Raw genomic sequence first — 26,781 nt, 5'->3', positions numbered from 1 at the left:
TGCCCCCGCGCAACAGTGCGAAACTGCGCACCGACCGCGGCAGATTCGGCGCGACATGGCAGGAGGAACCGAGGAACATGAAAAACCAGATTCTCGCGCTGCAAAACGAATCGCCCTATGTCGACTGTCTCGTCGCTCAGGAGCGGCTGTACGGGCGTTCCAAGCGGTGGCTGGGCGGGCAGTTGTGGCTGGCGTTGATCGGCATTGCCGGCTCGGTCACGGCATACCTCTATGCAGACCTCAAGTTTGCTGTGGGCCTGTATGGCCTGCTCGTGCTCCTGCTGGAAGCGCTGTGGTTGAACCCGCGGCACAAGCAGTGGCGGGAGGCCGGCGCGCACGCGCTGGAGGAGTTCGACAACCGCCTGTTGGGCATGGATTGGAACGTGCATCGCGCGCCGCGTCCGAAGACGCTGTCGGAATTGCTCAACGAGCGTGGCCGGCACACGGCCAAGACCCTCAACCGCAATCTGTTGAACTGGTACCACCCCTGGTGGCCAGACGCCCGGTTCAAACTGTCCGATCTGCCCCTGCCTCTGGCCCGGTTGGTTTGCCAGCGTCAGAACGTGTGGTGGGATTCCCGCCAGCGCGAGGAATATGCGGAGTGGCTGCGCTGGATCCTGTTCGGTTCGCTGGTGCTGGCGATCGTCCTTGCCCTGCTCTACGTGCGGCAGCATGGCGGCACGCCCGCGCAGGCAGTGGAATCGGCGCTGGTGGTCTTCGTGCTGCCCCTGGCCGGGTTCTTCAAGCTGATGTACCAGATGTACACCGAGCAGCGCGATGCGATCGTGCAGATCAACAAGCTGCGCGACACGGGCGCCGACATCTGGAAGGCGGCCCTCGCAGACCCCGAAAGCCCGGAGCTGCTGCGGTTGTCACGCGCCCTGCAAGACGAGATCTACGAAGGCCGCCGCCGCCGGCCGGTGGTGTTCGACTTCATCTACAAGCGGCTGCGCCCCCGGCAGGAGCTGGACAACCAGCACAACACCGAGCGCTTGGTCGAGGAGGCATTGGCAGCGCTGTCGGCCAAACCATCGCCCCCACTTCAAGCACACGCGCCTACCGCCTGACACGTGGCAACCCCGGGCAACAGCACGAGCAGCCGCCCGGGCAGCCAGCGAAGCCGATCACCGCAGAAACAACAAAGCCGCTGACATCAGCGGCCTTTTTTTGCGTGGGGAAGCAAGTGGAGCGGGTGAAGGGAATCGAACCCTCGTATGAAGCTTGGGAAGCTGCCGTTCTACCATTGAACTACACCCGCTCGGTGCAGCGCGAGATTATAGAGCGGTTCCGGCCGGCGGCAAGGCAGTATGGCAACGCTGCTGCGCGGCCTCAGGCGTGGCGTGCGAGCCATTCGACGCAGGCGTCGAGCGCCGGGGTGGCGCGGGCAGCCGCCTCGGGGTCCGGGTCGTTGGCGAGCAGGGCCACGGCGAGCTGGCGGCCGCCGCGGGTGCGCACGTAGCCGGCCAGCGCGCGGGCGTCGAGCAAGGTGCCGGTCTTGAGCCAGGCCTGTCCCTGGGCGGCGCCCCCGTGCAGGCGATGTTCGAGCGTGCCGTCGATGCCGGCCACGGGCAGGCTGGCCAGCAGGCCGCGCGCGTGCGGCCCCTGCGCGCTGTGGCGCAGCAGGTCCGTGAGCGCCCGCGGGGAGCCCCGCTCGGCGCGTGACAGGCCACTGCCGCTGTCGACGGCCAGCCGATCCGCGGGCAGGCCGCGTGCGGCCAGCCACTGGCGCACGCGGGCCTGCGCACCGGCGAGGGTGGCAGGCCGGGACGGGAAATCGGGCGACAGGCTCAGCATCAGGTGCCGGGCGATCAGGTTGTGGCTGACCTTGTTCATGCCGCGCACGAGCTCGCCCAGCGTGGCAGAGCGGTGCTCCGACCACGGCGCCGGGGCCAGCCCCGCACGGTCGGCCGGGTGCCAGGGGGTGGATGCGCCCGGCTGCGGCAGCTCGCGCACGCGGCCCTGCAGGCGCCCGCCCGCCTGGCGCCACAGTTCGGCCAGCGCCCGCCGGCTGAGTTCGGCCGGGTTGAGCGGGGCGATCTGCAGGGGCCGCGCCGGGCAATCGGCCGACCAGGCGCCGCTGACGTGCAGCTCCTCGGCGCCGGCGCGCTCGCGCCACTGTGCCGTCGCGCTGCAGCCGCCTTGGCGGGTGACGGCGTTGACCAGCCGCAGCGCACTGCCCATCGGGGGCGTGACTTCCAGGCGCGGCTGGCCGCGCCGGCCGGCCTGCACGCTGACTTGCACGGTGCCGCCGTCCAGCGTCAGGGCATCGGGGCGGACGTGGTGCGGACGCTCGGCCGCCGGCGTGGGCGTGCTGGCGTGGTCTTCGTCTGACAGCAGGAAGCGGCTGCGGTCGAGCACGATGTCGCCCAGGATCTCCTCCAGCCCGGCGGCGCGCCAGCGGCGCATCCAGGCGAGCACGTCGACCGAGCTGAGCGTCGCATCGCCACCGCCAACGATCACCAGGTCGCCGAGCAGGCGGCCATCACGCAGGGGGCCGGTGAGGTGCGCCTCGGTGCGCCAGCGGAAGTCGGGGCCGAGCAGGTCGAGCGCAGCGATGCTGGTCACCAGCTTGGCGGTGGAGGCCAGCACGAAGGGCTGGTCGGCCTGCCAGGCCAACAGGGGAGCGCCGCCGCTGACCGGCGCGGCGTACAGGCCGTAGTGCTCCGGCGCCAGGCCCGAAGCAACGAGCTGCTCGCGCAGTGCCGGCGGCAGCAGCGTGGGTGCCGCGGCGGGGCGGGCTGGCAATGCAGCGCGGGCCACACCCGGCAGCAGGCAGGCGGCGGTGGCCGCCACCGCGGCGCGCGCCAGGATGAGGCGCCGCTGGGGCGATGTGGGCAGCCTGGCGGCTGAAGGGGCGCTGAACGGGCGTGGGGCAGAATCTCGCACCCTGCGAGCCTAGGTCGACGCCGCGCCTGGCAGGCGTTGATAAGTCCGCTCTTTGCCCCCCAGACCGATGCCCGGCCGCGTTGGCGTGAAAGCCGTCATCGCTGGCGACCGCGCCGGGGCGGCCGACCCGCCTGTTCCCGCTCCGGTTCCCGTCCTCGTTCCCCCGCACTCGTTCACCGTGACCGCTTCCGAACTGCCCCACGACACCGCCCCCGATCTGCCCACCGACCTGGCCACCGACTTGGCCACCGATACGCGGACCAATACGCAAATCGATACGCAGATCGATACGGATACCGCTGCAACCCTCAGGCCGCCACAGCGGGCGATCCGCAGCTACGTGCTGCGCGCCGGCCGGATGGGCACGGGGCAGCAGCGGGCGCTGGAGGAACTCGGCCCGCGCTTCGTGCTGCCCTTCCAGGCCACGCCGCTCGATGCCGGCGCCGTCTTTGCCCGCCAGGCCCCGCTGGTGCTGGAGATCGGCTTCGGCATGGGACAGGCGACGGCCGAGATCGCCCAGACACGGCCGGAGATGGACTTCGTCGGGGTGGAAGTGCACACGCCGGGTGTGGGCGCGCTGCTCAAGCGCATCGGCGAGCTGGAGCTGGCCAACCTGCGCATCGTGCAGCACGACGCGGTGGAGGTGCTGCGGCAGATGGTGGCGCCGGCCAGCCTGGCGGGCATCCACATCTACTTCCCGGACCCCTGGCACAAGAAGAAACACCACAAACGCCGGCTGATTCAGCCCGAGTTCGTGGCGCTGCTTGCCTCACGCCTGGCGCCGGGGGGCTACCTGCACTGCGCGACCGACTGGCAGGACTACGCCGAGCAGATGCTGGCCGTGCTGGGGGCCGAGCCGGCGCTGGCCAACACCAGCGAGGCTGGCTACGCGCCGCGGCCGGACTGGCGGCCGCTGACGAAGTTCGAGAACCGGGGCCTGAAACTCGGCCACGGCGTGTGGGACCTGCTGTTCGTCAGGCAGCCGCTCACGCAGCCCAGCTGACCCAGCCGGTGGTGGCGGTCAGCAGCACGACGGCGCCAAAGACGATGCGGTACCAGGCGAACGGCACGAAGTCGTGCGTCGACACGTAGCGGATCAGCCAGCGGATGCACACCAGCGCGGCGAAGAAGGACACCACCGTGCCCACCGCAAACACCGGCAGGTCCTCCCAGCGCAGCGCGTCGCGCTGCTTGAGCACCGAGTAGGCACCGGCGCCCATCAGCGTCGGGATGCCGAGGTAGAAGCTGAACTCGGTGGCGGCCTTGCGCGAGAAACCCAGCACCACCGCGCCGATGATGGTGGCGCCGGAGCGGCTGGTGCCCGGGATCAGCGCCAGGCACTGCAGCAGGCCGACCTTGAGCGCGTCCAGCGGGGTCATGTCGTCCACCGTCTCGATGCGGGCGTGCCGTTTGCCAACGCTGTCCATCGCGCCGTACAGCCGCTTGTGACGCGCCTCCACCCACAGGATCACCAGGCCGCCGACGACAAAGGCCAGCGCGACCGGTACCGGGTGGAACAGGTGGGCCTTGATGACCTTGCCGAACGCGAGGCCGAGCACCACGGCCGGCAGGAAGGCCACCAGCACGTTGAGCGCAAAACGCCGCGCCACGGGGTCGTGCCCCAGGCCGCTGACCGTGCGGCCAAGGCGCTGGCGGTACTCCCAGATCACCGACAGCATCGCGCCGCTCTGGATCGCCACCTCGAAGACCTTGGCCATTTCGCCGGTGAAGTTCAACAGCGAAGCGGTCAAGATGAGGTGCCCGGTGCTGGAGATTGGCAGGAACTCGGTGAGCCCCTCGACGACGCCCATGACCAGTGCCTTGCCCAACAGAACGATATCCACTCCAACCTCCTGGCGACCGCGGCACGCCCGGGAGGGACCGTGGATGACACGGACGGACCCTCGGGGCAGCCGCAAAAAAGCCCCGTCGAGCGGGGCTGCGTTTCTGACTGCAAACGAAGATAGCACAGGCTCGCGGGGCGATCGCTGACCCGGCAGGCCGGCGGGTGCGCTAATCTGACGACATGGTCACGTTGAAACTGAAGAAGAGCCCCGCCCCCCCTGAACCCGGGATGGGCCAGCGCGCGCCCGTGCGCGGCCACGCAGCCGCACGCAAGCGCCCCACCCTGGCCGAAGCCCAGGCCGCGCGGCAGGAGGCCGCCGCCCGCCGGGACGCCGCGCCGCCCGAGGGCGACGAGCGGCCCGCCCGCCCGCCACGGGAGTCCCTGGACCGCCCGCGCGGCACGGCGCCCGGCCGAGGTGGCCCGCGCCGCGACGCGGACGGCCCTGGCGAGCGCCGCCGCCCTGACCACGCTGGCGGCCCTGGCGAGCGGCCTTCGCGGCCTACAGGGCCTACGGGGCCTTCACAGCCCTCGCGGCCACGCCAGGAAGCGGCCCCGCCGGAGCGCGAGGGGCGGCCCCCTGCCTATCGCGACCCTCGACCGCCCAGCCGCCCCGCCCCGCGGCCCGCCGCTCCTGTGCCTGCGCAACCGCAATCGCAACCGCAATCGCGTGCGCAGGCCCCGACCGCCACGCCGGCGCGGCCGACCGCCGAGGGCGAGCGCCTGTCCAAGCGAATGACGGCGCTGGGCCTGGCCTCCCGGCGCGAGGCCGATGAGTGGATCGAGGCGGGTTGGGTGCGCGTAGACGGCAAGCTGGCCGTACTGGGCCAGCGCGTCGGGCCAGACGTGCAGATCAGCATCGACCCGGCCGCGCACCGCGAGCAGGCGCAGCGGGTCACCATCCTGCTGCACAAGCCGATCGGCTACGTCAGCGGTCAGGCCGAGGACGGCTACGAGCCCGCCGCGGTGCTGGTCCGGCGCGAGACCCGCTGGGCCGAGGACCGCGAGCCACGCCCCTGGCACCCTGGCCATGGCCGCGGCCTGGCGCCGGCCGGCCGGCTGGACATCGACTCCACCGGCCTGCTGGTGCTGACGCAGGACGGGCGCATCGCCAAGCAGCTGATCGGCGACGACTCCCAGGTGGAGAAGGAATACCTGGTGCGGGTGCGCTACGGCCGCGCCACCGAGGAGCAGCCGCGCCTGCCCGATGCGGACCTGGCGCTGCTGCAGCACGGGCTCAGCCTGGACGGCGTGCAGCTGCGCCCCGCCAAGGTCAGCTGGGCCAACGAGGACCAGCTGCGCTTCGTGCTGCGCGAGGGCCGCAAGCGCCAGATCCGCCGCATGTGCGAGGCCGTCGGCCTGGAGGTGCTGGGACTCAAGCGGGTGCGCATCGGCAGCGTGGTGCTCGGGCACCTGCCGCCAGGCCAGTGGCGCTACCTGCGGCGCGACGAGTTCTTTGCCTGACAGGCCACGGCGGGCTCGGCGATGGCACCGCCCCGCCGCCCCGCCGGACCTCATGCGCTCAGGCGCTCAGGCACTCAGGCACTCAGTGCAGGTCGGCCAGGCGAACGGCCGGCGTGGCGTACTCGACGCCCACCTGCGACTGCGCGCGGCGGTAGTTCTCGCGGGCACGGTCGGGCAGGCGGTGCAGCGCCACACGGCCCTGGGCATCGCAGGGAAACGTCAGGCCACGGCCCGGGTGGAAGAGGGATTCGAAGCGCACTTCATAGGCCGCGTGGGCCGCTTCGGCGCTGCCGCCCGCCGGGCCGGCCAGGGCGGCCGGCAGCGTCGCAGCGAAGGCAGTGGAGCGGTTGGCGAGGTGGCTGGCGGAGCGGTTCATCGCGGGTGCCTCCTGGACTGGGCACCGTCACCACGGCAGCGCCTGCGATGCACTGTGCGCTGCAGCCGTGCCGGGTGATCACCGCATTCAGCGGGTGACTCGCCGGCAATCCGGCGGTTGCAGGTCGTGGCCTGTGCACACGATGCCCCTGGCGCCCGCACAGCTTTGGCCGGATGGCCCACCGGAGGGCGACCGGTTGAGCCACGGTTGGGCCACAGGTCACTCAGGCCGCAGCGGCCACCTCGTCGGCCCCTGCGTCAGCCGCTTCCTCGACCAGGAAGCCCCCGCTCTGGTGCGCCCACAGCCGGGCATAGAGCCCGCCGCGCGCCAGCAGGCTGGCGTGGTCGCCCTCCTCGACGATGCGGCCCTGGTCGAGCACGATCAGCCGGTCCATCGCGGCGATGGTGGACAGCCGGTGCGCGATGGCCACCACCGTCTTGCCCGCCATCAGCTGGTAAAGGCTGGCCTGGATCGCGGCCTCCACCTCCGAGTCCAGCGCACTGGTGGCCTCGTCGAGCAGCAGGATCGGCGCGTCCTTGAGCATCACCCGGGCGATGGCGATGCGCTGGCGCTGGCCGCCGGAGAGTTTCACGCCGCGCTCGCCGACATGGGCGTCGTAACCACGCCGGTCCTTGGGGTCGCTCAGCTCGACGATGAAGTCGTGCGCCTCGGCGCGCTGCGCGGCAGCCACCATCGCTGTCTCGCCGGCATCGGGGCGGCCGTAGAGGATGTTGTCGCGCACCGAGCGGTGCAGCAGCGAGGTGTCCTGCGTGACCATGCCGATCTGCGCACGCAGGCTGTCCTGCGTGACCGCGGCGATGTCCTGGCCGTCGATGCGGATCGCGCCCGAGCCCACGTCGTGGAAGCGCAGCAGCAGGTTCACGATGGTGGACTTGCCCGCACCGGAGCGACCCACCACGCCGATCTTCTCGCCCGCGCGGATGTGCAGGTTCAGCCGGTCGATCACCTGCCTTTCGCCACCGTAGGCGAAGCTCACGTCGTCGAAGCGGATCTCGCCGCGCCGCACCTGCAGCGGCTGCGCGCCGGGCCGGTCCACCACGCTGTGCGGGCGCGACAGCGTGGCGGCCCCGTCGGCCACCGTGCCGATGTGCTCGAACAGCATCGCCATCTCCCACATGATCCAGTGCGAGATGCCGTTCAGGCGCAGCGCCATCGCCGTGGCCGCCGCCACCGCGCCCACGCCGACCTGCCCCTGCGTCCAAAGCCACAGCGCACTGCCTGCGGTGGACAGGATCAGCATCATGCTCAGGCCGTGGTTGACGACCTCGAAGCCCGAGACCAGCCGCATCTGCGCGTGCACCGTGACCATGAACTCCTGCATCGCCGCGCGCGAGTAGCCCGCCTCGCGCCGCGCATGCGAGAACAGCTTGACGGTGGCGATGTTGGTGTAGGCATCGGTGATGCGCCCGGTCATCAGCGAGCGGGCATCCGCCTGCGCCTGCGACACCCGCCCCAGCCGCGGCACGAAGTACCACACCGCCAACGCGTACAGCCCCAGCCAGCCCAGGAAGGGCAGCAGCAGCCAGGCATCGAAGCCGCCGACCAGCGCCGCCATGGTGGCGAAGTAGATCAGCACGAAGACGAGGATGTCGGCCACGATCATCCAGCAGTCACGCACCGCCAGTGCGGTCTGCATCACCTTGGCGGCCACCCGGCCGGCGAACTCGTCCTGGTAGAAGGCCATGCTCTGGCCAAGCATCAGGCGGTGGAAGTTCCAGCGCAGCCGCATCGGGAAGTTGCCCGCCAGCGTCTGGTGCTTGAGCATGGTCTGCGCCGCCACCGCCAGCGGGCTGGCCAGCAGCACCACGGCCAGCAGCGCCAGCGTGCCGCCCTGCTCGGTCCACAGCCGCTCGGGGCGCGTGGCGCCCAGCCAGTCGACGATGCGCCCGAGGAAGCCGAACAGCAGCGCCTCGAAGGCGCCGATCAGCCCCGTCAGCAGCGTCATCGCCCCGATGTAGCGGCGCAGCCCCTGCGTGCCGGCCCAGGCGAAGCGCAGCAGGCCGCGCGGCGGCGTGGCCGGCAGGGACTCAGGATAGGGATCGACGAGGCGTTCGAACCAGGCAAACACGGGCAGGCTCCTTGTGCCTGGGGCCGGTGCCCCCGTGGCAGCCGCGCAGGTTAGCCGATGCGCCCTGCCCATCGCCGACATGGGTCGGCAGCCCCCCCTCACACTGCGCTGTCGGCGCGATGTCGACCAGGCTGGTACGCGCATCGCTTATCCTGAGCACATTCCCATCGAATTGGAGCCCCTCCTTGGCCACCCCGAACTATTCCTACGAGAAACGCCAGCGTGAACTGGCCAAGAAACGCAAGGCCGAAGAGAAGCGCCAACGCAAGCTGACCCGCCCTGACGGCTCGCCCGAGGGCGATGCCGGCGCGCCGGAAGCTGGCGAGTCCAGTGCCCCCGACACCCCCGCCTCCGAGACGCCGCCGGCCAAACCCTGACAGGCCGCCGGCCGCACCGTGGGGTCTGCGCGCGATCAAGGGTTATCCCGGTGAACTCATGTACCCTACAGGGTAATCCATGATCCAGCCTCAGGCTCCCACCATGACTGACGCCACCTACCCCGTGCTGACCCAGCAGATCACCCGCTCACTCGCGCCCTTCCGGCACAGCCAGAAGGCCACGATGCAGGGCTTCAGCGCCATGGCGCAGGCCTCGATGGCCGAGGGCGCACTGTCCGAGAAGCACAAGGAGCTGATCGCCTCCGCGATCGCCGTCAGTCAGCGCTGCGCCGGCTGCATCGGCTTTCACATCAAGGCGCTGCGCCGCCTGGGCACCACGCGGGCCGAGTTCGAGGAGATGCTCGGCGTGGCGGTCTACATGGGCGGCGGCCCCGCGCTGATGTACGCCGCCGAGGCGCTGCAGGCCTGGGACCAGTTCGAGCCCGCCGCCGCGACCTGAGCACCCTGCGGCCACCGCGCCTCCGTCAACCGTCTGCCGCCCCACGGCGTTGAGGGCGGGCCCTGATTCAGGGTCGGCCTGCAAAACCGTGTAGGCTGTCACGATGTTGGCTTGATTCGACGGAGGTCACCCATGTGGAAACGTCTGGTGCGCCTGTGGGCGGTGGTGCGTGGCGATGCGCGACTGCTCTGGTTTGCGCTGCAGCACCCCCAGGCGCCGCTGTGGCTCAAGGCGGGCTGCGTCGGCATCGTGGCCTACCTGCTCTCACCGGTGGATCTGATCCCGGATGTGATTCCCCTGCTCGGCCTGGTCGATGACCTTGTGCTGGTTCCCCTGGCGATGCGCTGGCTGCTGCGCCTGCTGCCTGCGCACATCCGCGACCACGCCCGCCAGCGCGCCCAGGGTCCGGGCCGTCCCCATGCGCCCGTGGTCGACATCGGTCGCCGCGGTCGTTGAACCTCAGGGCCGGGAGATCCGATGAGCCTGCGTCTGTCCGTGCTCGACCAGTCCGTGGCGCTCGCAGGCCACGGCGAGGACGAGGCCATCCGCGACACCCTCGGCCTCGCCACCCACTGCGAGGCGCTGGGTTACCACCGCTTCTGGCTGAGCGAGCACCACAGCCTGCCGACCATCGTCGGCTCGGCGCCCGAGATCCTGATGGCCGCCGTGGCCGCCACCACCCGGCGCATCCGCATCGGCAGCGCCGGGGTGATGCTGCCGCACTACTCGGCGCTCAAGGTGGCCGAGCAGTTCCGCGTGCTCGATGCCCTCGCCCCCGGGCGCATCGACCTGGGTGTGGGCCGCGCCCCGGGCGGTGACCTGCGGACCGCCCGCGCGCTCAATCCGGGCGCGAGCGGCCAGGCCGAAGACTTCCCGCAGCAGGTCAACGACCTGCGCGCCTGGGTCGGCGGCGCGCTGCATGCCGGCATCACCGCCCACCCGCGCCCGCCGGCAGATCTCATCGGCCGGCCCGAGCGCAGCCCGCAGCTCTGGGTGCTGGGCAGCTCGGACTACGGCGCCCAACTTGCGGCCCACTTCGGCCTGCCCTACGCCTTCGCCTACTTCTTCATGGATGGCCAGGGCGTCGAGGATGCCCTGCACCTCTACCGCAGCCTGTACCGGCCGAGCGCCGAACACCCACGGCCCCACGCCACGATCTGCGTCTGGGCCCTGGTGTCCGACAGCGAGGCCGAGGCCCGCCACCACGCCCTGAGCCGCGAGCGCTGGCGTCTGGACCGCGCACGCGGCCAGCTCGGCCCGCTGCGCTCACCCGACGACATCGCCCGCGAGGGCTACAGCGCCGAGGAAGAGGCCTCGCTGGCCGGCATGCGTCAGCGCGCTTTCGTCGGCACGGCCACACAGGTCGGCGCCCAGTTGCGCGCGCTGGCTGCCGAGTTGCAGCTCGACGAACTGGTGGTCAACACCTGGGCCCACGATCCGACCGTGCGGCGGCGCTCCTATGCGCTGCTGGCCGAGCAGTTCGGGCTCGCCCCCTCCTGACAGGCCCACCCTGACTCCCCCTGACCCGCTCTCCCTCGATCCTGATGCCCAGCACCCCCATCCCCTTCGTCCTGCGTGGCGAGTTCATCCCGCTCGACGCCCTGCTCAAGGCCGCCAGCCTCTGCAGCAGCGGTGGCGCGGCCAAGATGCTCATTGTCGATGGCGGCGTGCAGGTCGATGGCTTGGTGGAAACGCGCCGCACCCGCAAGCTGCGCGCCGGCCAGCGTGTGGACGTCGGCGGAGTGAGCATCCTGGTCCAGGCGGAACCGGCCGGGGCCGTCTGAAACGCTGACCGCCATGGGCGACGAAGAAGGCTACATCTGCCGCTGGGATCCCGCCGGGGGCCGGGGTGCGATCCGCGCTTCGCGCACGCCCGGGATCGACCTGCCCTTCGAGGCGGCCGACCTGCAGCTGGGCCCGCAGGCACCGCGCCTGGGCATGGCGGTGGTATTTCAACGCACGGCAGCCCCCGCCCCCCCAGGGGGCCACGCCAGCGAACGCGCCGTGGCCATCCGCCCCTGGGCCAGCGCGCAGGGCGACCTGGCGGCGGGGAGTGGCCGGCGAACGCGGCGCCCGGTCTTCCAGGCCACGGGAGCGGCAGCGCTGACCCCGCTGGAAGACCCGCTGGCGGTGGCCAGGACAGCGCTCACGGGACGCGAGGCCACGCCACTGAACGGCATCACGCGGCCCTCGCCGCTGCCCGAGGCGCCGATGGGGGGTTCCAGCCGGCCGTTTTTTCACCCCACGCCGGCCTGGCCGGGCGCGCTGGCGCTGGCCGCCTACGGGGCCCTGCTGGCCGCCGGGACGCTGCGGGGGCGGGGCCCGCTGGTCGTGGCCGTGGTCGCGCCGCTGCTGTGGCTGGCCTCGTTTACCGCCTATTGGCATGACAAGCACGGTGCGCGCACCCGCTCCACGGCGGACCGCGATGCCACGCTGCACCTGATCGACGCCCTGGGCGGCTGGCCCGGCGGCTGGCTTGCCATGCGCCTGTTGCCACACAAGCGGCAGCGCCCGGCCTTCCAGCTGCGCTTCTGGGTCATCGCCGGCCTGCACAGCGTGGCACTCGGCATCTGGCTCGGGCTCAGCCGGGGCTGAATCCCGCCGCCCGAATCCCGACCTCGTCCGAGGCCCCGGACGCCATGGTGGGTGAGCCATCTCAAGACGAGGGCTCTTTCCAGCACCGCCCTTGACTTTCTTCAGGCTGGCATCATGTCGTTACTATGAACGCCCTCACTTCGAAGGAATTCCGCATGAAGAACTGGTGGCTTGGCGCACTCGCGCTGGTTGTCGCAGTCGGTCTGACCCCGCCAGAAGCCCAGGCCAAGCGCCTGGGCAGCGGCGGCATGCAGCGCAGCATGCCCTCGCGCAGCGCCGCGGATGCGCCCCCGCCCAGGCAGGCCCCCAACCAGGCTGCGCCAGCCCAGCAGGCAACGCCCGCGCAGCAGGCGGCTCCGGCCACCGCGGGTGCTGCGGCTGCACAGGCCGGCAAGCGCTCCTGGCTCGGCCCCATCGCCGGACTGGCCGCCGGCATTGGCTTGGCCGCGCTGCTCAGCCACTTCGGCATGGGCGAGGCGGTGGCCAACTTCCTGATGATGGCGCTGCTGGCCCTGGCCGCCGTGTTCGTCATTGGCTGGCTGATGCGCCGCTTCTCGGCAGGCAAGGCCAATGCCGGCGCCTCGCGCAGCAACCCCTTCGAGCCGGCCTATGCGGGTGCGGGAGCTGGCAGCGCAGGAACGGCCCAGCCCGTCAACCCGACGGCCGCCCCCATGGCGCGTCAGGCTGACTTCCCGGCCGCCGCCCCTGGCAGCGCCGCCGCGAGCTTCGCACCTGGCGCCGCATCGACGGCCGTGGCCACCGCCCCGGCCGTGGCGCTGCCGGCCGACTTCGACCGTGCTGCGTTCGAGCGCATCGCCAAGTTGATCTTCATCCGCATGCAGGCCGCCAATGACCGCTGCGACCTGAACGACCTGCGCCAGTTCACCACGCCGGAGATGTTCGCCTCGATCCGTCTGGACCTGCAGAACCGCGGTGACTCGACCCAGCAGACCGACGTCGTGCACGTTGATGCCGAAGTGCTCGATCTGGCGCGCGAGGATGGCCGCGAGGTCGTCAGTGTGCGCTACCACGGCCAGGTCCGCGAGGAGCCCTCGCACCCGGCGACGCCCTTCGACGAGGTCTGGCACCTCGTGCGGCCTGCCGATGGCAGCCGCGATTGGGCCATTGCCGGCATTCAGCCGCTGCAGTGACCGGCTGCGGCCCCTGGGCGGGGCCGCGGGGCCGGCTCCTGCCGGTCCGCTGATTCGGGGTCTTGTCAGCAGCCGGCGACCACGCGCTCGGCAATCGCCTGGCCGATGCGCGTGGTGTCGGCGTCGCCACCGAGGTCCGGCGTGTGCGGGCCCTCGCGCAGCACCGCCTCGATGGCACGCAGGATGGCGTCGTGCGCGGCCCGACCGGCGCCTTCGCCGCGGGTCAGGAAGTCCAGCAGCAGCGCGGCCGACCAGATCATCGCGATCGGGTTGGCGATGTTCCGGCCGTAGATGTCCGGCGCCGAGCCATGCACCGGCTCGAACAGGGAGGGGAAGCGCCGATCCGGGTTCAGGTTGGCCGAGGGCGCCAGGCCGATCGTGCCGGTGCAGGCCGGGCCCAGGTCGCTGAGGATGTCGCCGAACAGGTTGGTGGCCACCACCACGTCGAAGCGCTCCGGCTGCAGCACGAAGCGGGCGGTCAGAATGTCGATGTGCTGACGGTCCACCGTCACCTCGGGGTAGTCGAGCGCCACCTCGGCGGCCAGCGCGTCCCACCAGGGCATGCTGATGGCGATGCCGTTGCTCTTGGTGGCCACGGTGAGGTGGCGCCGCCTGCGCTGGCGGGCCTGCTCGAAGGCGTAGCGCAGCACACGCTCGGCCCCGATGCGGGTGTAGACCGACTCCTGGATCACGAACTCGCGCTCGGTGCCCGCAAACATCACGCCGCCGAGGTTGGTGTATTCGCCCTCGGTGTTCTCGCGCACGATCAGCATGTCGATCTCGCCGGGCTGGCGCGGCCGGCCCTGGCGGTCCACCAGCGGGCAGGGCACGCCGTCGAACAGGCGCGCCGGGCGCAGGTTGATGTACTGGTCGAACTCGCGGCGGAACTTCAGCAGCGAGCCCCACAGCGAGATGTGGTCGGGCACCGTGGCCGGCCAGCCCACCGCGCCGAAGAGCAGCGCGTCACAGCCCTGCAGCTGCGCCTTCCAGTCAGCGGGCATCATCTCGCCGTGCACCTGGTACCAGTCGCAGCTGGCCCACTCGATCTCCCGCAGCGCCAGCGCTATGCCGAAGCGCGCCGCGGCCGCACGCAGCACGCGCAGGCCCTCGGGCATCACTTCCTTGCCGATGCCGTCGCCGGGGATCACGGCGATCTGGTAAGGCAGGCCGTTGGAGGTGGTCATCTGTGTCGTGCTCCGCCGGTCACGCCCGTTCGGCCACCCAGCCCATCACGCTGGCCAGCGCTGCGGGCAGCCCGGCGGCGTTGGTGCCGCCGGCCATCGCCATGTCCGGCTTGCCGCCGCCCTTGCCGCCCACCTGCTGGGCGACAAAATTGACCAGCTCGCCGGCCTTGACCTTGCCCACGCTGTCAGCGGTGACGCCCGCGGCGATCTGCACCTTGGCGCCGTCCACCGCGGCCAGCACGATCGCGGCGGTCTTCAGCTTGTTCTTCAGCTGGTCCATGGTGTTGCGCAGCGTGGCGGCGTCGGCACCTTCCAGCGTGGCAGCCAACACCTTGATGCCGTTCACGTCGACCGCCTTGGCGAGCAGCTCGTCGCCCTGGCTGGAGGCCAGCTTGCCCTTGAGCGCGGCGATCTCCTTCTCCAGCGCGCGCACCTGCTCCTGCAGCCCGCCGATGCGGCTGCCCAGCTCGGCCGGGGTGGCCTTGAGGGCCCCCGCCACGCCGTTGACCGTCGCTTCGAGCGACTGCAGGTAGGCCAGCGCGTTGTCGCCTGTCACCGCCTCGACGCGGCGCACACCGGCGGCCACGCCGGACTCGGCGACGATCTTGAACAGGCCGATGTCACCCGTGGCTCGGACGTGCGTGCCGCCGCAGAGCTCTCGGGTGGAGCCGATGGTCAGCACGCGCACGGTCTCGCCGTACTTCTCGCCGAAGAGCATCATCGCGCCGGTCTTCTGCGCGTCGTCGATGCCCATCACCTCGGCCTTGGAACCGGCGTTGGCGAGGATCTCGGCGTTGACGATGGCCTCGACCTGGCGGACCTGCTCGTCGCTCATCGGCGCGTTGTGTGCAAAGTCGAAGCGGGTACGCTCGGCCGTCACCAGCGAGCCCTTCTGCTGCACGTGCGCGCCCAGCACCTCGCGCAGCGCCTTGTGCATCAGGTGGGTGGCACTGTGGTTGCGCACGGTCCTCACGCGCTGCTCCGCATTGACGCGGGCGACAAAGCCGTCACCCACCTCCACCTCGCCCTCGACGATGCGGCCGTGGTGGCCGTGCACGCTGGCCTGGACCTTGATCGTGTCCTCGACCACCATGCGGGCGCGCTGGTTGCGCAGCTCGCCAGCGTCACCGGCCTGGCCGCCGCTCTCGGCGTAGAAAGGGGTGTGGTCCAGCACGATCACCACGTCGTCACCGGCCTTGGCACGCTGCACCGGCGCACCGTCGATGTAGATCGCGGTGACCTGGCTGTGCTCGCAGACCAGGTGCTCGTAGCCGTGGAAGGCGGTGGCCGCGCCGGTGTACTCCAGGCCGGCGGCCATCTTGAACTTGGCGTGCGCACGGGCCTGCTCGCGCTGGCGGTTCATCGCCGCGTTGAAGCCGGCCTCGTCCACCGTCACGCCGCGCTCGCGGCAGACGTCGCCGGTCAGGTCGACCGGGAAGCCGTAGGTGTCGTGCAGCTTGAAGGCCGTCTCGCCATCGATCTGCTTCGAGCCGGACTTCTCCAGCGCGGCCAGCGCCCCGTCCAGGATCTCCATGCCGTTGTGGATGGTCTGGAAGAAGCGCTCCTCCTCGGCCTTGAGCACCTCGGTGATGCGCGCCATGTCGCGCTGCAGTTCCGGATAGGCCTCGCCCATCTCGGCCGCGAGCGGCACCACCAGCGTGTGGAAGAAGGGCTTGCGCGCGCCCAGCTTGTAGCCGTGGCGGATCGCGCGGCGGGCGATGCGGCGCAGCACGTAGCCGCGGCCCTCGTTGCCCGGGATGATGCCGTCGGCCACCGTGAACGAGCAGGCGCGGATGTGGTCGGCGATCACCTTCAGGCTCGGGCTGTCCTTGTCGCAGCCGGCCGAGCCGTCGGTCACGCCTGCGGCGTAGTCCACCGCGTTCTTGGCGCCGGCCAGCAGGTACTGGAACAGGTCGATCTCGTAGTTCGAGTGCACGTGCTGCAGCACCGCGGCCAGGCGCTCCAGGCCCATGCCGGTGTCCACGCTCGGCTTGGGCAGGCGGTGCATCACGCCGTCTTCGGTGCGGTTGAACTGCATGAAGACGTTGTTCCAGATCTCGATGTAGCGGTCACCGTCCTGCTCGGGCGATCCCGGCGGGCCGCCGGCCACGTCCGGGCCGTGGTCGTAGAAGATCTCCGAGCAGGGGCCGCAGGGGCCTGTGTCGCCCATCATCCAGAAGTTGTCGGACATGTAGCGGCCGCCCTTGTTGTCGCCGATGCGCACGATGCGCTCGGCGGGCAGGCCGATGTCGTTCTTCCAGATGTCGTAGGCCTCGTCGTCCTCGGCGTACACCGTCGCCCAGAGCTTGTCGGCGGGCAGCTTGAAGTGCACCGTCAGCAGCTCCCAGGCGTAGGCGATCGCATCCTTCTTGAAGTAGTCGCCGAAGCTGAAGTTGCCCAGCATCTCGAAGAAGGTGTGGTGGCGCGCGGTGTAGCCGACGTTGTCCAGGTCGTTGTGCTTGCCGCCCGCACGGATGCACTTCTGGCTGGTGGTGGCGCGGCTGTAGGGACGCTTGTCGAAGCCCAGGAACACGTCCTTGAACTGGTTCATCCCGGCGTTGGTGAACAGCAGCGTCGGGTCGTCGCCGGGCACGACCGGGCTGGAGGCGACGATCTGGTGGCCCTTCGACTCGAAGAACTTCAGGAAGGTGGAACGGATCTCGGAGGCTTTCATCGGGAAGCTCGGGTCTTCTAGGGCGGCAGGGACAGGCGCATGAAGCGCGCCGGACAGCGCTGCGTGGGCCGCAGCGCCGAACGGGTCAGGACTTGGGATTCTAGGACGGCCGAGCGAGCCTGGCCCGGCCACTCCATCGCCGGTTCGCGTCCTGCGGCTCCAGCTGCACGACGCGGGTGCGGGTGCGGGCCATGCATGAATGCATGGCTGGATTCCCACTTGGATGAATGGCAACACCCCCGGTCCCGTCGCACACTGGCGGCGCTCCTCATCAACCGGCCGGTCATCCGCCAGCCCTGAATCCCATGCTCCGTCGCAACATCCTGCGCGTCGCCGGTGGCGGCGTGATCGCCGCCGCCCTCCCCGCCACCCTGAGTGGCTGCAGCTCGGCCATGCCGCCCGAGGCGGTTGCCGCCTGGCAGGGCCCGCCCGCCGCGGAGACCGACCCGCGTCGCTGGGCGCTGAGCTGGGCGATCCTGGCGCCGCACTCGCACAACCTGCAGTCCTGGCGGGTCGACCTGTCGCGCCCCGGCGAGATCGCGCTGCACTGCGACCTGACGCGGCTGCTGCCGCAGACCGACCCTTTTTCGCGCCAGATCATGATGAGCCAGGGCACCTTCCTGGAGCTGCTGGACCTCGCGGCGCGCGAGCGCGGGCAGCGCTGCGAGATCGAGCTTTTCCCGGAGGGCGCCTTCGGCCCCGAGCAGCCCGACCCGCGGCCGGTGGCGCGCATCCGCCTAGTGCCGGACGCGACGGTGGCACGCGATGCGCTGTTCGCTCAGATCCCGCGGCGCCACACCAACCGCAGCGCCTACGACCTGGCGCGGCCGGTGCCGGCTGCGGCCTGGGCGGCGCTGGCCGACGCGGTGCGGCCAAACCCGCTGCACTTCGGCTGGGTCGGGCCCGACACCGCCGACGGGCCCGCGCTGCTGGCCCGCCACCGCGCGATTGCCGACGAGGCCTGGCGCATCGAGCTGACGACGCCGCGCACGATCATGGAGTCCTACCGGGTGCTGCGCGTGGGCGCTGCCGAGGTGGCGCAGCACCGCGACGGGCTGACCGTCCTCGATGCCAAGGTGGAGTGGCTGGCCCGCCTGGGCCTGTTCGACCGGGCACAGCCGCCCGCACCGGACAGCTACGCCACCACGAGCCAGATCGACGACTTCCGCGCCAAGCTGGCCTCCACGCCCGGTTTCTTCTGGATGGTCAGCGAGGGCAATGACCGCGCCACGCAGGTGAACGCCGGCCGGGCCTATGCCCGCGTGCAGCTCGCCGCCACCGCGCTGGGGCTGGCAGTGCACCCGCTGCAGCAGGCGCTGCAGGAGTACCCGGAGCAGGCCGGCCCGCATGCGGCGGTCCGCGCCCTGCTCGGCGCCAGCGAGGGGCGCCGCACGGTGCAGATGTGGGCCCGCATCGGCCAGGCGCCGGAGGTGGGGCCAGCGCCGCGGCGGGCGTTGGCGGACTTTATCCAGGCGGGCTGAACCCGCCCCGCCCGGGGATCAGGCCGCGCGGCTGGCCCGCGCCAGCAGCGCGAGCGTGTCCGCCTCGGCCTCGGCGGCCAGTTCCAGCGGCGTGCGGCACAGGCCGGCGTGGGCGTAGTACAGGTTTTCGTACAACTCTGCGGCGGCCGGGTGAGCCTGCAGGATGGCGGCGAGCGGCTCGTCGGCCGGCACGGCGCCGAGTTCCTCGGCCAGGCGGGTGGCCACGCTGCGGTACTGGCGCGCATCGATCGGCGCAGCGCTCAGTTCCATGCGTTGCAGCAGCCGCGCGAGGGTAAAAACCACCGTCAGGCGCGGCGGCAGGAGGACAAAGGGCGTCGCATTCGACTTCATCTGGAGCACCTCGGCGGGCGGTCGACCCAGGCCAGGTGCGCCCGGTTCGGTTCGTTGGCGGCCCAGGCCGGCGCGTTCAGGCCACTGCAGCAGGGGCAGCGACCGTGACGGCAGTGGCAATGGGACATGGCTGGATTTCGGCCCAGCGCCGCCCGTCTGAAGCCGCTACAGCGCCGGAAAAGCGGGCGGCGCGGCGCCAGTTCCGTCGCCAGTTCCGTCGCGCCCGAACAGATCCAGCGCAATCAGCCGGCTGTCGTTGACCGTGCGCAGCCGCGCATAGGCCTGCGCCGCCTCGGGGTGGCGCAGGCGCAGCAGCTGCAACCACTGCTTGAGCCGCCCGGCCCGGTGGCGCGGTTCGAACGAGTGGGTGGTGCGGTGCCAGAAGTCCTCCAGCAGGTGCAGCACCTCGGCCCAGGGCAGGCCGGGGACGGCGGCTGCGTTGGCATCACCGGCCATCCCGTCAGCGTCCGCAGCAATCGACCGCGCCAGCCCGGGGTCGGCCACGCTGCCGCGCCCGAGCATCAGCCGATCGCAACCGGACTCGGCACGGCAGCGCCGGGCGTCGGCCGCCGTCCAGATCTCGCCGTTGGCCACCACGGGCAGGCGCACGGCGCCGCGCAGGTGGGCGATGCGGTCCCAGTAGGCGGGCGGGCGGTAGCCGTGCACCTGCAGGCGGGCGTGCACCACCAGCTCGCAGGCGCCCGCGGACTCGATGGCCTGGGCGCAGTCGCGCGCGCGGCTCTCGTCGCGCAGGCCCAGGCGCATCTTGGCCGACACCGGCAGCGCGGGCGGCACGGCGCGCCGCACCGCCTCGACGATGCGGCCGACCAGCTCGGGCTCCTCCAGCAGCGCCGCGCCGCCGCGGTGGCGGTTGACGGTGCGCGCCGGGCAGCCGAAGTTCAGGTCGATGCCCTCGGGCCCCAGCGTGGCGAGCTGGGCGGCGTTGTCGGCGAGGCAGACCGGGTCGCTGCCCATCAGCTGCACCCGCACCGGCACGCCGGCCGGGGTGTGGCTGCCGTTCAGCAGTTCGGGCACCATGCGCATGAACACGCGCGTCGGCAGCACGGTGTTGGTGACGCGGATGAACTCGGACACGCAACGCTCGATCCCGCCCACGCGGGTGAGCAGGTCGCGCAGCGTGGCGTCCATCAGCCCCTCCATCGGGGCCAGCAGCAGGCCGGTCGGGCGAGCCACGGTCGGCCCGGCGGCCTGTGCAGCAGTCGGTCCGGACATCAGGCCGCGCGGCTCCCGGCACGCGCGAACAGCCGCTTGACCAACGACACCCCTGCCAGCACCAGCGAACCAGCCAGCAGCCCGCTGACCAGGTCGGCCGCCAGCGGCAGCAGCGCCTGCACCAGCAGGTGACCGGCAGGCCAGGCCAGCGCGGCGGACTGCACCAGCGCATCCACGCCGTGGTGGGCCAGGGGCAGGCCGTGGTTGAGGATGCTGCCGCCGACCAGGAACATGGCCAGCGTGCCGAGCACCGACAGCGCTTTCATCATCCCCGGCGCCAGCCAGAGAATGGCGTCGCCCGCGCCCTGCAGCGCGTGGCTGGCCGCCCCCTGCGCCGCCCGGGCCTGGCGGACCAGCCACAGGCCCAGGTCGTCGAGCTTGACGATGCCGGCCACCAGCCCATAGACGCCCACCGTCATCACCAGCGCCACCGCGCCGAGCACCATCACCTGGGTCGAAAAAGCGGCGCCTGCCACCGCGCCCAGGGAGATGACGATGATCTCGGCCGAGAGGATGAAGTCGGTGCGCACCGCGCCGCGGATCTTGTCGCGCTCCAGGGCCACCAGGTCCACCGACGCATCGCCCGCCGCCTGCATCAGCTCGGCCGCGTGTGCCGCGTCCTCATCGGCACTGTGCAGCCAGCGGTGGGCCAGCTTCTCGACGCCCTCGAAGCAGAGGTAGGCGCCGCCGATCATCAGCAGCGGCGTCACCGCCCAGGGCATGAAGGCGCTGATTGCCAGCGCTGCCGGCACCAGGATGGCCTTGTTGACCAGCGACCCTTTGGCGACCGCCCAGACCACCGGCAGCTCGCGCTCGGCCTGCACGCCGGCCACCTGCTGGGCGTTGAGCGCCAGGTCGTCGCCGAGCACGCCGGCGGTCTTCTTGGCTGCGACCTTGGTCAGCAGCGCGACATCGTCCAGCAGGGTGGCGATGTCGTCGATCAGGGCAAGCAGGCTGGCAGCGGCCATGGCGGATCCGTGGTCAGTCGATCGAAATGTTGGCGCGGCGGATGATGGCGCCCCACTTGGCGCTCTCCGACTCGATGTAGCCCTTGAACTGGGCCGCGCTGCCGCCACCGGGGATCAGGCCCTGCTTCTGGAAGGACTCGACCACCGCCGGGTCCTTGAGCAGCGCGTTGACGTCGGCGTTGATGCGCTGCACCACGGCCTCGGGCGTGCCGGCCGGGGCGAACAGGCCGTTCCAGGCCAGCGCCTCGAAGCCGGCCTGGCCGCTTTCAGCCACCGTGGGCAGTTGCTTCAGGCTGTCGATGCGCTGCGCGCTGGTCACCGCCAGGAACTTCACCTTGCCCGCCTGCACCAACGGCAGCAGGGCCGGCGCCACGGCCATCAGCGCCTGGGTGTCCCCCGCAGCCAGCGAGGCCGCCGCGGGCGGCGAGCCGTTGTAGGGCACATGAACGGCTTCAAAACCCGCCGCGCCGGCAAACAGCTCCATCGACAGGTGCGAGGAGCTGCCATTGCCCACCGAGCCGTAGCTCACCTTGCCGGCCTGCTTCTTCGCCCAGGCGACGAACTCCGGCACGGTCTGCGCCGGCACCGAGGCCGACACCGCCAGCACGTTGGGCTGCGAGGTGGTCAGCACCACCGGCAGCAGGTCCCGGCCCGGGTGGTAGGGCATCTTCTTGTACATGAAGGGTGCAAAGGCGATCGGCCCGTTGAAGCCGATGCCCAGCGTGTAGCCGTCCGGCGCGGCCTTGGCGACCAGGTCCATGCCCAGCATGCCGCCGGCGCCCGGTTTGTTCTCCACCACCAGCGGCTGGTGCCAGCGGTCCTTCAGGCGCTCACCCAGCAGGCGCACGATCACGTCCAGCGAACTACCCGCGGGCGCCGGCACGACCACGCGCACCGGTCGGTCGGGCCAGCCGGCGGGGGCCTGGGCAAGAGCCGGGCCCGCCATGGCGGCGCCCAGCAGCGCAGCGCCAAGGCCCAGAGGGAGGAAGGAACGGCGGCGAATCGACACGATGGATCTCCTGTGGGCGGCATGCGGCGACGCGGCCGACGGTGACGACAAAGCCTGCGATGATGCCAGCATGGCTCCGCGCCCATTGCATCCGGACCCTGCTCCAGCCACTGCGCGCCTCTTCCTGGCCCTGTGGCCGACACCGGCGCTGCGCCACGCACTGGCTGCACACGCGCGCCTGTGGCGCTGGCCGCGCGGGGCCGCGCGCGTGGACCCGGCCAAGCGCCACATCACCCTGCACTTCCTCGGCGCCGTTCCCCGTGCCCAACTACCCGGGCTGGCCCAGGCACTCGCGCTGCCCTGCCCCACAGCCGAGCTGCGGCTGGACACCCCCGCGCTCTGGCACGGCGGCCTTGCGGTGCTGCTGGCCCGGGAGATCCCGGCCGCGCTGCAGGACTTCCACCATGCGCTCGGCCAGGCCATTGCCGGCACAGGTCTGCCGGTGGAGCGGCGCCCCTGGCGCCCCCACGTCACCCTGGCCCGGCGGGCCGAGGGTGCCCAGCCACCGGTCCGCTGCGAGCCGCTGGTCTGGCCGGTCGAGCCCGGTGGGCCTGAAGACGGCTGCGGCTACGTGCTGGTCGAATCCGTCCCTGGACTCGGCGGTGGTTACCGGATCCTGGCGCGCTACCCGATCACGGCAGGCGGCGCAGCAGGTTGATCCGCATCGCCCGGGTGAAGTGCTGGTAGCCGTCTTCACCGCGGCGCCCGAGCCGCTCGAAACGCGCGCGCACCTCCTCGCGGATCGCCCCGTCCAGGCGCCGCTCGGCATAGGTCACGTCGATCATCCGCGCGGCGAAGTCGGCAAAGTCGCGGTAACGCGTGGGCATCTCGAAGAAGCGCTCGGTCACCATCTCCCAGCCCTGCTCCGGCCCCCGGGCCAGCGCCCGCATCAGCGCCTGGTAGGCCTCGCGGCGCACCACGCCCTCGTCGTTGAAGAGCTTGATGACCTCGTTGGCCAGGCCGTCGAACACCGGTTCGGAGACGTAGAGCCAGCCGCCCGGCTTCAGCACCCGGTGGACCTCGGCCAGCGCCTGGTCGAGCCACTCCAGCGGCACATGGTGCAGTGACTTGAGCATCAGCGCGCCGTCGAAGCTGGCGTCGGGCGCAGGAATGGCCTGTGCGCCCGCCTGGGCAAAGCGGATGCCGGCCCAGGTGCCCTCGGGCTGGGCGAGGTTCTTGGCCATCTGGCGCTCGTCCACCTCCAGGCCCAGCACGCTGGCCCCCGGATGCGCGGCCACCAGCCGCCGCGCCAGGTCGGCCGCGCCGCAGCCCAGCTCGATGAGCGCCGCGCCGTCGAGCGGCACCAGCGAGGCCAGCAAGGCCAGTTCGTCGCGGATCAGGTGATCGGTAGGGGGCGGGGTATGCATGGGCATGATCATACGGCGGGAGCCAACCCGGGTGCGGCCTCCTCGCGCCGCAGCACGCGCAGCTGGCGTTCACCGTCGACGTCGGCCAGGCCGTGCAGGTCGGTGGCCTGCTGGGTCCGCAGCAGCCGCACCAGGTAGGTCAGCGCCGCCACGTCGATCACCTGGCCCGGCACCAGCACCGGGATGCCCGGCGGGTACGGCACGATCTGGTCGCAGCAGACCCGGTCGATCAGCGCGGCGTTCGGCTGACCGCTGTCGTCCAGCAGCGGCAGGCGCTCGCCGGCTTCGTAGAAGGCATCGCGCGGCAGACAGGCCAGGCGGTTGAAGTGGGGCAGCTCGGGCAGCCGCCTTGGCACCGGACGGGACGCCGGGGCGCGCGAGCGGGCCTCCCGCGCCAGCCGCTGCATCGCATCCATCAGGCGCGATACCTTGCTGCGCGTGGTCCCCATCGTCACCAGCAGCGTGAGCGTACGGTGGGTGGCCTTCTCGATCTGGATGTTGTGGCGCTCCAACAGCACCCGGGCGAGTTCGTCGGCGTTCCAGCCGCTGGCTCCGATGTCGATGGTGAGCTTGGTCGGGTCGAGCCGGATGCCGTCGCCGCGCACCTCGTCGGCCAGCAGCTCGTCGAGCGTCAGGACGCGGAAGGCGCCGGTGGCGTCGATCTGCTCGCGCAGCTCGGCGGCAAAGCGCAGCGAGCGGTCCAGCAGCCGCCAGCCCTCCATCACGGCCTGGCGGCGCGCCACGTCCAGGCTGGCGATCAGCGCGTACTGCGGGCTGGTGGACGCGTGCATGTTGAAGTTCTCGCGGAACAGGTGCGCGTCGAAGTCCGGGTCGTTCACATGGATCATGGCGGCCTGCGAGAAGGCCGACAGCACCTTGTGCGTGCTCTGGGTGACGTAGTCGGCGCCACACTCCAGCGCGGTCGGGCGCAGCTCGGGGTGGAAGCGCGCGTGGGCGTACCAGGCCTCGTCCACCACCACCTTGATGCCCCGCGCATGCGCGGCGGCAACGATGGGCGCCAGGTCATAGCGCAGGCCGTCGTAGGTGCAGCTGGTGAGGATGAGCGCGCGCGCCTGTGGATGCGCTTCGATGGCCTGCAGCAGCCGCACCTGGGGCACCGGGCCGAACAGGCCCAGGTGCGGCTGCACCGACGAGTCCAGGTAGACCGGCCGTGCACCCGAGAGGATCACCGCGTGGTGCACCGACTTGTGGCAGTTGCGGTCCAGCAGCAGGGTGTCGCCCGGCGCGAGCAGCGTCTGGCAGATCACCTTGTTGGAGGTGCTGCTGCCGTTGGTGACGAAGTAGGTGCGCCGCGCGCCGAAGGCCCGTGCGGCGAGCTGCTGGGCCTGCGCGATCACGCCGCCGGGGTGCAGCAGCGAATCCAGCATCGGCACCGACACCGAGAGGTCGGCGCGCAGTAGCTCCTCGCCGACGAAGTCGTGAAAGTCCGCCACCCAGGGGCTGCCCAGGTAGGCGTCGCCGCCAGCGTGGCCAGGCGTGTGCCAGCTGTCCTTGGCCAGCGCAACGTAGGCCTTGAGGCGGTCGTAGAACGGCGTGGCGGCCTTCTCCGCCACCTCGGCGGCCAGAATGCGGAACCAGCCCACCGGGTCGACCTCGCCGCGGTCGAACCAGCCGGCGATGGCCTCACCCGCCACGCCGTCAAACGCCCGGCGACCCGACGAGCCGCCGGCATCGGCCGGCAGGAGCCGGTACAGCGACAGCTCCGGACGCAGCGCCGCCAGCTGCACAGCCAGGTCGGCCGCCGGCCCGGACCCGGCCAGGTCGGCGGCGCCGTCGTCGATCAGCACCACCTGCAGCTCGCCATCGCTGCCCACCCGGGCCAGCGCCTGGTCGACCTGCGCCACGGCCAGCGCCACCAGGCCGTGCGGGTTGTCCAGCCTCTGCGCCGTCGCGTTCAGGCCCCGAACAATCTGCTCGGTCAGCGCCGCATCGCCGCTGACCACGAGCACGCGGCTGACCGGCCGGGGAACGGCCGCTTGGGGAGCGATCACAGACATGGCGTCTCCAGCAGGACGGTCGGGGAAGGCAAACGATGCTAACTTGGCGCGATGCATCCCACTTCCCCTCCTGCCCTGCGCCCCTGGCAGGTCATGCTCGGCGGCATCTGCACGCTGGTGCTGACCATCGGCATCGCCCGCTTCGCCTACACCCCCCTGCTGCCGCTGATGCAGGCCCAGGCCGGCCTGAGCGACGCCGCCGGCGGCTGGCTGGCCACCGCCAACTACCTGGGCTACATGAGCGGCGCGCTGCTGGCCGCCTCGCTGTCATCGCTGCAGCTGAAGTTCAAGCTCTACCGGGCCGGGGTGCTGCTGGCGCTGGTGAGCACCCTGTGGATGGCCCAGACGCAGGACCTGGCGACCTGGGCCGCGCTGCGCTACGTCGCCGGGCTGAGCTCGGCCGCCGGCATGCTGCTGGCCTCCGGGCTGGTGCTGAACTGGCTGATGCGCCACGGCCACCGCGCCGAGCTGGGCATCCACTTCAGCGGCATCGGCTTCGGCATCGTCGTCTCCGGCCTGGTGGTGATGGCACTGAACCGGCTGAGCCTGGGCTGGGCGGCGCAGTGGCAGGTTTTTGCCGCGCTGGGCCTGCTGCTGGCTTGGCCGGCCTGGGCCTGGGTGCCCCCTCCGGCGGCGCCGACCTCGGGCGCGGCGCCAGCGGCAAGTGCCGGAGCTGCCACACCGGCTCCACCACCGGTCACCTGGATGCGGCTGATGCTGGCGATGTACTTCTGCGCCGGCTTCGGCTTCGTGATCAGTGCCACCTTCACGGTGGCCATTGCCGCCAGGCAGAGCGCGCTGGCGCACACCGGCGGCCTGGCCTGGGTGATGGTGGGCCTGGCCGCGGTGCCTGCCGTGCTGGCCTGGGACCGCATCGCCCGGCGCATCGGCGACCTGCCAGCGCTGCTCTGGGCCTTCGGTGCGCAGACGCTGTCGGTGCTGCTGCCGGCCTTCAGCGACACGCCGGCCTGGTTCCTGCTCGCCGCGCTGCTGTACGGCGCCAGCTTCATCGGCATCGTCAGCCTGACGCTGGCGCTGGTGGGGCGCGCCTTTCCTGCCAATCCGGCCAAGGCGATGGCCCGGCTGACGCTGAGCTACGGCGTCGCCCAGGTGCTGGCCCCCGCCCTGGCCGGCCAGATGGCCCAGGCCAGCGGCAGCTACCGCGGCGCGCTGTTGCTCACCGCCGGGGTGTCGGTGGCCGGCATGGCGCTGCTGGTCCTGCTGATGGCGCGCGGGCGGCGCTGGGGGGCCTGAC

The 26,781-nt window shown here is 71.4% G+C and carries 25 protein-coding genes and 1 tRNA gene; 13 read left to right on the top strand and 13 right to left on the bottom strand.

Annotated features, from left to right (window positions below; genetic code table 11):
- Nucleotides 1-77 precede the first annotated feature (77 nt).
- Nucleotides 78-1,067 carry an S-4TM family putative pore-forming effector gene (locus NGK70_RS13765; RefSeq protein WP_251969103.1) on the top strand — a complete coding sequence of 330 codons (990 nt, stop codon included), beginning with the start codon at nt 78-80 and terminating at the stop codon, nt 1,065-1,067.
- 117 nt (nt 1,068-1,184) lie between these two features.
- Here the strand turns inward: NGK70_RS13765 and NGK70_RS13760 are convergent.
- Together NGK70_RS13760 and dacB are read right to left on the bottom strand one after the other, a co-directional pair.
- Nucleotides 1,185-1,258: transfer RNA gene (locus NGK70_RS13760), tRNA-Gly, on the bottom strand.
- 71 nt (nt 1,259-1,329) lie between these two features.
- Nucleotides 1,330-2,886, bottom strand: a complete 1,557-nt coding sequence (gene dacB, locus NGK70_RS13755; protein WP_251969102.1) for a D-alanyl-D-alanine carboxypeptidase/D-alanyl-D-alanine endopeptidase — start codon at nt 2,884-2,886, stop codon at nt 1,330-1,332.
- 358 nt (nt 2,887-3,244) lie between these two features.
- On the opposite strand from dacB, the gene trmB reads away from it, so the two are divergent.
- Nucleotides 3,245-3,889, top strand: a complete 645-nt coding sequence (trmB, locus tag NGK70_RS13750) for a tRNA (guanosine(46)-N7)-methyltransferase TrmB (protein ID WP_251973781.1) — start codon at nt 3,245-3,247, stop codon at nt 3,887-3,889.
- On the opposite strand, the gene NGK70_RS13745 is transcribed toward trmB, so the two are convergent.
- The gene (locus tag NGK70_RS13745; protein ID WP_251969101.1) at nt 3,873-4,730 is read right to left on the bottom strand and encodes an undecaprenyl-diphosphate phosphatase; all 858 of its coding nucleotides are present in this window, start codon (nt 4,728-4,730) and stop codon (nt 3,873-3,875) included. The genes trmB and NGK70_RS13745 overlap by 17 nt on opposite strands.
- Before the next feature lie 182 nt (nt 4,731-4,912).
- Here NGK70_RS13745 and NGK70_RS13740 point away from each other — a divergent pair, with 182 nt between their 5' ends.
- Nucleotides 4,913-6,193, top strand: a complete 1,281-nt coding sequence (locus tag NGK70_RS13740) for a pseudouridine synthase (protein ID WP_251969100.1) — start codon at nt 4,913-4,915, stop codon at nt 6,191-6,193.
- An 82-nt stretch (nt 6,194-6,275) separates the two neighbouring features.
- On the opposite strand, the gene NGK70_RS13735 is transcribed toward NGK70_RS13740, so the two are convergent.
- Nucleotides 6,276-6,569 (bottom strand): hypothetical protein, encoded by a 294-nt coding sequence (locus tag NGK70_RS13735; protein ID WP_251969099.1) that lies wholly within the window; start codon nt 6,567-6,569, stop codon nt 6,276-6,278.
- Between the two features lie 223 nt (nt 6,570-6,792).
- The gene (locus NGK70_RS13730) at nt 6,793-8,658 is read right to left on the bottom strand and encodes an ABC transporter ATP-binding protein (protein WP_251969098.1); all 1,866 of its coding nucleotides are present in this window, start codon (nt 8,656-8,658) and stop codon (nt 6,793-6,795) included.
- A gap of 185 nt (nt 8,659-8,843) precedes the next feature.
- Between NGK70_RS13730 and NGK70_RS13725 the strand changes: the two genes are divergently transcribed.
- The 7 genes from NGK70_RS13725 (at nt 8,844) to NGK70_RS13695 (ending at nt 13,241) form a co-directional block, all read left to right on the top strand.
- Nucleotides 8,844-9,035 (top strand): hypothetical protein, encoded by a 192-nt coding sequence (locus NGK70_RS13725; RefSeq protein WP_251969097.1) that lies wholly within the window; start codon nt 8,844-8,846, stop codon nt 9,033-9,035.
- Nucleotides 9,036-9,138: 103 nt separating this feature from the next.
- Nucleotides 9,139-9,495: a carboxymuconolactone decarboxylase family protein gene (locus tag NGK70_RS13720; RefSeq protein ID WP_251969096.1), complete on the top strand. Its 357-nt coding sequence runs from the start codon at nt 9,139-9,141 to the stop codon at nt 9,493-9,495.
- Nucleotides 9,496-9,627: 132 nt separating this feature from the next.
- Nucleotides 9,628-9,951, top strand: a complete 324-nt coding sequence (locus tag NGK70_RS13715) for a YkvA family protein (RefSeq protein WP_251969095.1) — start codon at nt 9,628-9,630, stop codon at nt 9,949-9,951.
- Between the two features lie 27 nt (nt 9,952-9,978).
- A complete protein-coding gene (locus NGK70_RS13710) occupies nt 9,979-10,995 on the top strand; it encodes an LLM class flavin-dependent oxidoreductase (RefSeq protein WP_251973780.1) in 1,017 nt (338 codons plus the stop codon).
- A 44-nt stretch (nt 10,996-11,039) separates the two neighbouring features.
- Nucleotides 11,040-11,279, top strand: a complete 240-nt coding sequence (locus NGK70_RS13705) for an RNA-binding S4 domain-containing protein (RefSeq protein WP_251969094.1) — start codon at nt 11,040-11,042, stop codon at nt 11,277-11,279.
- 13 nt (nt 11,280-11,292) lie between these two features.
- Nucleotides 11,293-12,090 carry a DUF1294 domain-containing protein gene (locus NGK70_RS13700; RefSeq protein ID WP_251969093.1) on the top strand — a complete coding sequence of 266 codons (798 nt, stop codon included), beginning with the start codon at nt 11,293-11,295 and terminating at the stop codon, nt 12,088-12,090.
- A 125-nt stretch (nt 12,091-12,215) separates the two neighbouring features.
- Nucleotides 12,216-13,241 (top strand): Tim44 domain-containing protein, encoded by a 1,026-nt coding sequence (locus NGK70_RS13695; RefSeq protein WP_251969092.1) that lies wholly within the window; start codon nt 12,216-12,218, stop codon nt 13,239-13,241.
- A gap of 65 nt (nt 13,242-13,306) precedes the next feature.
- Here the strand turns inward: NGK70_RS13695 and NGK70_RS13690 are convergent, their stop codons facing one another.
- The gene (locus tag NGK70_RS13690) at nt 13,307-14,425 is read right to left on the bottom strand and encodes a tartrate dehydrogenase (protein WP_251969091.1); all 1,119 of its coding nucleotides are present in this window, start codon (nt 14,423-14,425) and stop codon (nt 13,307-13,309) included.
- A gap of 19 nt (nt 14,426-14,444) precedes the next feature.
- Nucleotides 14,445-17,099: an alanine--tRNA ligase gene (gene alaS, locus NGK70_RS13685; protein ID WP_251969090.1), complete on the bottom strand. Its 2,655-nt coding sequence runs from the start codon at nt 17,097-17,099 to the stop codon at nt 14,445-14,447.
- Between the two features lie 305 nt (nt 17,100-17,404).
- Here alaS and NGK70_RS13680 point away from each other — a divergent pair, with 305 nt between their 5' ends.
- Nucleotides 17,405-18,580, top strand: a complete 1,176-nt coding sequence (locus NGK70_RS13680) for an Acg family FMN-binding oxidoreductase (protein ID WP_251969089.1) — start codon at nt 17,405-17,407, stop codon at nt 18,578-18,580.
- A gap of 18 nt (nt 18,581-18,598) precedes the next feature.
- On the opposite strand, the gene NGK70_RS13675 is transcribed toward NGK70_RS13680, so the two are convergent.
- The 4 genes from NGK70_RS13675 to NGK70_RS13660 form a co-directional block, all read right to left on the bottom strand.
- Nucleotides 18,599-18,931: a hypothetical protein gene (locus tag NGK70_RS13675; protein ID WP_251969088.1), complete on the bottom strand. Its 333-nt coding sequence runs from the start codon at nt 18,929-18,931 to the stop codon at nt 18,599-18,601.
- A gap of 165 nt (nt 18,932-19,096) precedes the next feature.
- Nucleotides 19,097-20,164, bottom strand: coding sequence for a tRNA dihydrouridine synthase (locus NGK70_RS13670; protein WP_251969087.1), 1,068 nt, complete (start codon nt 20,162-20,164; stop codon nt 19,097-19,099).
- Nucleotides 20,164-21,132, bottom strand: a complete 969-nt coding sequence (locus tag NGK70_RS13665) for a DUF808 domain-containing protein (RefSeq protein ID WP_251969086.1) — start codon at nt 21,130-21,132, stop codon at nt 20,164-20,166. The genes NGK70_RS13670 and NGK70_RS13665 overlap by 1 nt, the downstream gene beginning before the upstream one ends.
- Nucleotides 21,133-21,145: 13 nt before the next feature.
- The gene (locus NGK70_RS13660; RefSeq protein WP_310742528.1) at nt 21,146-22,141 is read right to left on the bottom strand and encodes a Bug family tripartite tricarboxylate transporter substrate binding protein; all 996 of its coding nucleotides are present in this window, start codon (nt 22,139-22,141) and stop codon (nt 21,146-21,148) included.
- 1 nt (nt 22,142) lies between these two features.
- On the opposite strand from NGK70_RS13660, the gene thpR reads away from it, so the two are divergent.
- Nucleotides 22,143-22,799, top strand: a complete 657-nt coding sequence (thpR, locus tag NGK70_RS13655; protein ID WP_251969085.1) for an RNA 2',3'-cyclic phosphodiesterase — start codon at nt 22,143-22,145, stop codon at nt 22,797-22,799.
- Here the strand turns inward: thpR and NGK70_RS13650 are convergent.
- Both NGK70_RS13650 and NGK70_RS13645 read right to left on the bottom strand, forming a co-directional pair.
- Nucleotides 22,774-23,508 carry a class I SAM-dependent methyltransferase gene (locus NGK70_RS13650; protein ID WP_251969084.1) on the bottom strand — a complete coding sequence of 245 codons (735 nt, stop codon included), beginning with the start codon at nt 23,506-23,508 and terminating at the stop codon, nt 22,774-22,776. The genes thpR and NGK70_RS13650 overlap by 26 nt on opposite strands.
- 8 nt (nt 23,509-23,516) lie before the next feature.
- Nucleotides 23,517-25,526, bottom strand: a complete 2,010-nt coding sequence (locus NGK70_RS13645; RefSeq protein ID WP_251969083.1) for an aminotransferase class I/II-fold pyridoxal phosphate-dependent enzyme — start codon at nt 25,524-25,526, stop codon at nt 23,517-23,519.
- Between the two features lie 51 nt (nt 25,527-25,577).
- Here NGK70_RS13645 and NGK70_RS13640 point away from each other — a divergent pair, with 51 nt between their 5' ends.
- Nucleotides 25,578-26,780 carry a YbfB/YjiJ family MFS transporter gene (locus tag NGK70_RS13640; protein WP_251969082.1) on the top strand — a complete coding sequence of 401 codons (1,203 nt, stop codon included), beginning with the start codon at nt 25,578-25,580 and terminating at the stop codon, nt 26,778-26,780.
- Nucleotide 26,781 lies beyond the last annotated feature (1 nt).

The sequence above is a fragment of the Sphaerotilus microaerophilus genome, assembly GCF_023734135.1.
Lineage (GTDB): Bacteria > Pseudomonadota > Gammaproteobacteria > Burkholderiales > Burkholderiaceae_C > Sphaerotilus > Sphaerotilus microaerophilus.
Note: the sequence above shows the minus strand (reverse complement) of the source record. Positions and strands in the feature narration are given on the sequence as shown.